Below are 4,531 nucleotides of genomic sequence, written 5' to 3'. Positions count from 1 at the left end.
CAACAACCAAGATTGGTAGATGCTTTGGGCTCGCTCGGGATTGCTCGGCAACGACCGCACCATGTACTCGCCCATCTGTCGGTCGGCGTAAGCGCCGGCCAACTTTTTTTCATTCAAGGTGTTCGCTTCGTTTTGCAAAGCAGCCAAGCGGTTGTCACGAAACTTGATCGCATCGCGGTACCGATTGAATCCCCACTGGAATGCAATGACAACAAACAGGCCGCCAACGGCCATCGCTAAAAAGCGTTCACGCTGAGTCATGATTGCACCTCCGATCCGGTGGCGGTTGGCAGGTTGGCTGAATCGGCCTCCTGGCGGGCTTCTTGGTCAGGGGGACTCTCAGCAGAATCCGATTCGGGATCGCCCTCTGCACTAGCGTCCACGGATGACTGTTCCATCAACTTGGCGATTCGTTCATAGCGTTCCGCCCGAACGCTTTCTCCGCCAAGCGTCACTGTTTCGCGAATCTGCCAGCGGTAGGCGTCTTCGGTATCGACCTGACTGGCACCATCGCCGACAACGCGATGTGCTTCATCACGCAACGCCGACTCCATCTCGTCGATCACATCGGGTGACGTCACCATCCCGGCAACAACCAAACGGCCGCCACCTTGGCGATCGCTTGCCGTGGCGGAAACACTTTTCACAATCAATTCTTCCGCCGGTGGCAGAGCTTCAGCAAGTCGCACGAGCTCTTCCAACCAATTCACATCGGCATCCAAGAATTGGTCGATTCGCTCGGTCCGCTGCACGCTCGCGTCGGCCGTTTTGACTTCTTCTCGCACCACGGCGTTGGCCGCTTCCAATTCCGCGATCGCCGCATCTCGAGTGCTGAGCTGACTCCAGAACAACCATCCAACGCCCAACACAATGGCGGCGGGGATGCCGATCATCGCCGCCAATTTGCCACGATTGGTGGTTGGCGGAACGTATTGTCTGGGGTTGGCAAAATCGATCAGCCGATCGCCGTGCCCTCCATCGGCAACCAACAACCCAACCAAGGGCGCCAGGCGTCCGACCGTTTCTCCGACGGATGGTTCGACCGACGCATCACAATCGACAATCTGCAGCGGATTGATCAATCGTTTGTCCGACGGTTTGTCTTGTCCTTGATCCAATCGCTCGGCGAGTTGATCCAGCTCCTCCCGATGTCGATCGGCCGTGCCCCAAATCGCAATGTCACAAGGCGATCCGGATGCACCACACGCGATCATGCTGCGGCGAAGTTCACCGGCCAACGCATTGACTCGGGCCGGTGACTGAGAAGGCAAACGAACCGATCGCACAAACGATACATCGCGGCCCCGAAACAGCACGATCTCGGCCTCATCGCCAACCAAGTCGATCAGCGCCAAAGTGGATCGAGTCGAATCGGCTTGCGAATCACGCAGCACGATCTGATACAGCGCCGCCGCAGCAATTGGCCGCAAGGCGATGCGGCCGACGGTCAGCCCCGCTTCTTGAAGAGCCTTCCGAATGGGGTCGAGCTTGCTCGACCCTGTGGCGGAGACAATCGCACGGACTCCTTTTTCGGTGCGGCTGGTCGGCAAGAAATCCACCGTCGCACTGTCACCTGCGGAGGCGAACGTCCGGACGGCTTGAAACCGAATCATGTCCGGTAACTCTTCATCCGGAACCGGCGGGAATTCCATTTGCCGAAGCTCCGCCGAATCGCGTCCCACCGCGACCAAGCACTCCGCCTTTTCAAGCCCTTTTTCTTCGATCCATTTGCGCAGCGTGGTCCCCACACCGGCGGTTTGAATCGGCAAAATCGCGGCATCCGTGATCTTCGCTTGTTTACTGGAGACCTCTCCAACCACAATGCGAATCTGTTGTTCGTCCCAATCGACGGCTACTTTTTTAGTCATGGTGCAATAGTTTACTCAGTTGTTGTTCGGAACCACGATGTTTCCGCCTAGGACCGACAGATCAAATCCACGCCCCAAATGCGTGAGGTCTCGGTAGTGAACCACTCGGGGATTCGGTGTGGAGGCGTCGATGATGGCCTCTCCCCGAGCGGCCAAACCAGTCGCTGAATCAAAGCCGATGACCTGAGCCCGGAAGACGTCTCCGCGAGCGGTGACCAACGGCAGCAAAGCTCGCATCTGATCCACGGTGACTAAACCCTCCGTCAACGGCCAAGTTTCGTGATTGCGATCGGTCGTTCCGCCGCTGCTGTCTTGGGATCTTGCTTCCAAAATCGCGGTCATCGTGTCGACATCGACCAACGGCACGCCCATCAGCAACTCCGCGGGACACTCATTCAGATTGATTCGGCCGGGCAAAACGTCGCCGTCCTGAGTCGTCAATTGGTCCATCAGAAACGGCAAGAATTCTGCGAGCAGGGTTGGCTCACCAATCAGCGGCGTGGTGTACGTGATTGTTTCGTCGCCATTCTCCACAGTGACCTTGGCGTCAATCAAATCGAGAACTTGATTGAATTCCACCTCCGCCCCGGCGGTCAGATCGAAGGACTCCAAAGCGTCGACCGACCACGGCAACACGGTTCCTTCGGAATCAGCGTTCGCGGCATCCTGGGCATCAATTCCCTGAGCCGCCAACGCCTCGGCATTTGCTCCGCTGGCCACGGCATCCACCAGCGACGACTCGCCCGCCATTCGGTAGGCCACAATGAACGATGCGAAGACTTCATCGCCCAACGCGGTCATCAATTCATCGTACAGAACCTCGAGATCTTCACCGTTGATATTGACTCGGAAGTCACCGTCCATGGTCTTGTTCGCTTCGGCACCGTGAACGGTGAGGTAGCTGGCCCAACCCAGCACGCCAGGCGTCTCGATGCTGGCCGCATAACGTTGCTGTTCGTCGGAATCCAATACACCGTTGCGATTGCTGTCGGCACCAAACAACAACTGGGGCGTGACCCCACGGACCAACAACAACTCCTCGACCGTTTGGATGGGACCGTTCGCCGCTGCGTAGGGCGTTGCGAGCGATGTGTAGTATTCGTCCTCGCATCCATTTTCACGTGGCTCGGTGTCCTCATCGATCCAGTCCAGAATCGCATCGGCAATCGACTCGTCCATGCCTGGCAAAGTCATCAACAGTGTCACGGCGATATTCTCGGTCGATATTTCGGTCTCTTCGGATTCGGTCGCGTCCCCCAAAATGCCGCCTGCATCGACGCTGCCTCCGGATAAACTGGACAACAAATTGATCGCCTCGGAGTTCTCCTCCAGAACCACCAGAGCGTTGACGTTCAATCGCGCCGATTCGTTTTGCAATCCGTAGCGAATGCCGCCCAGCGTTCCCATCTCGGTCAAACCAGGTGCCAAGACCGTGAAATTGAAGGTCGGATTGCCTTGGGTTCCATCGGTGATCGGAACGCCTTGAAAGAGATTGGGGTTGTTGAACACGCCGCCCGCGTCTTCTCGCATCGAAGCGGATTGTGCCAACGTCAAACGCACCGCTTCGATGCCGGAATCAACCGTCGCGCGAGCCTGAACCAAATCGCCCGCTAAGTAGGCCGTCTCGTCCGCCGCAATCATCAGATCCGTGAACGAATACACCGCCATGGTGGCGACGGCAATCACGATCAACACCAACACCAGGAAAAACCCTCGCCGGGCATTCCCGCGACCGGCACTCCAGCCCCGGGATCGATCCGCGATGGAACTCTTTGTTGACGACTGATCCATGAACGGCTCATTCAGAAACGACATCGGCAGTCTCCGCGGTGCTGGCTGCTTCCTGCTCTTCAAGCAAGGCTTCTCCGTCTTCTGGGAACGACATAGGCAGTTGAATCAAGTGCGTGAACACACGACCTTCCGTCAGACTGACTGAGGTGGAACTGCCCGTTTCGTCGGCCGTGGCACCGGGCAATGCACTTGGCGCCAATTGCAAGGTCACGCGAATTGCCAGCGGCAGATACCCGGTTTCGTCGGTGTTGTACTGAGGCAACCAATTGACGCCGTCGTAATACTCAAATCCGATGGCAGCCACTTCAGGAGCGATGACTTCTCCAGTTTGATCCAACCGCGATGAACCACCAGTCGACAAGGCTTGCACACTGATCGAACGATCCAATTGGCGACGAACCAAACCGCCGCCTGTGGAAGCAGGGTCGGTCGTCGCGTTTTCGTCCGTGGCCGCCAACGTCTGCATCGCGTCTGGAATGCCAAACGAGCCGGCGACTTGAACAAAGTAACTGACGGTCTTGATGTCACTGGGGCGGTCCAACAAATCCACTCCCGACGTGATCGCTAAATCAGGATCGATGGCGGTCTGTTCCAAACTCGGCAAACGACTGACGTCGATTTGCAACTGGGTCTCATTGCCAATCAACCCAGGTGACTGCAACACCACACCGGTCACCAAGCTGCTGTCGGTCGACAACGCAAGATCATCCGTGAGCGTTTCGCCATCATCGGGCGGCAACGAATCCTCAGAGTCTTCTTCCGTCGCACCGATGCCGAGACTTTCCAGCGGTGCGGCCGCGGCAGCCAACACTTCCGACAACGCTTCCGTGGAAACAGGACGCGTGACCAAAGTCATCCGCAAATCGTCTTCG

General features: G+C 57.4%; 3 protein-coding genes and 1 pseudogene. All 4 read right to left on the bottom strand.

The features are described 5' to 3' along the window. Positions 1-261: pseudogene (locus ACF8AM_RS23860) on the bottom strand (hypothetical protein); the annotation flags it as partial. After that, positions 258-1,868: a hypothetical protein gene (locus tag ACF8AM_RS23855; protein ID WP_392558053.1), complete on the bottom strand. Its 1,611-nt coding sequence runs from the start codon at positions 1,866-1,868 to the stop codon at positions 258-260. The gene ACF8AM_RS23855 and the pseudogene ACF8AM_RS23860, both read right to left, overlap by 4 nt. Before the next feature lie 15 nt (positions 1,869-1,883). Continuing rightward, positions 1,884-3,659 (bottom strand): general secretion pathway protein GspK, encoded by a 1,776-nt coding sequence (locus tag ACF8AM_RS23850; protein ID WP_392558054.1) that lies wholly within the window; start codon positions 3,657-3,659, stop codon positions 1,884-1,886. Between the two features lie 7 nt (positions 3,660-3,666). After that, positions 3,667-4,531, bottom strand: an 865-nt coding sequence (locus ACF8AM_RS23845) for a prepilin-type cleavage/methylation domain-containing protein (protein WP_392558052.1), incomplete at its 5' end; no start/stop codon positions are given.

Origin of the sequence: Rhodopirellula sp. JB055, from assembly GCF_043100905.1 — a bacterium.
Taxonomy (GTDB): domain Bacteria; phylum Planctomycetota; class Planctomycetia; order Pirellulales; family Pirellulaceae; genus Rhodopirellula.
The sequence above is the reverse complement of the archived record's forward strand: the minus strand, read 5'-3'. Positions and strand labels throughout refer to the sequence as shown.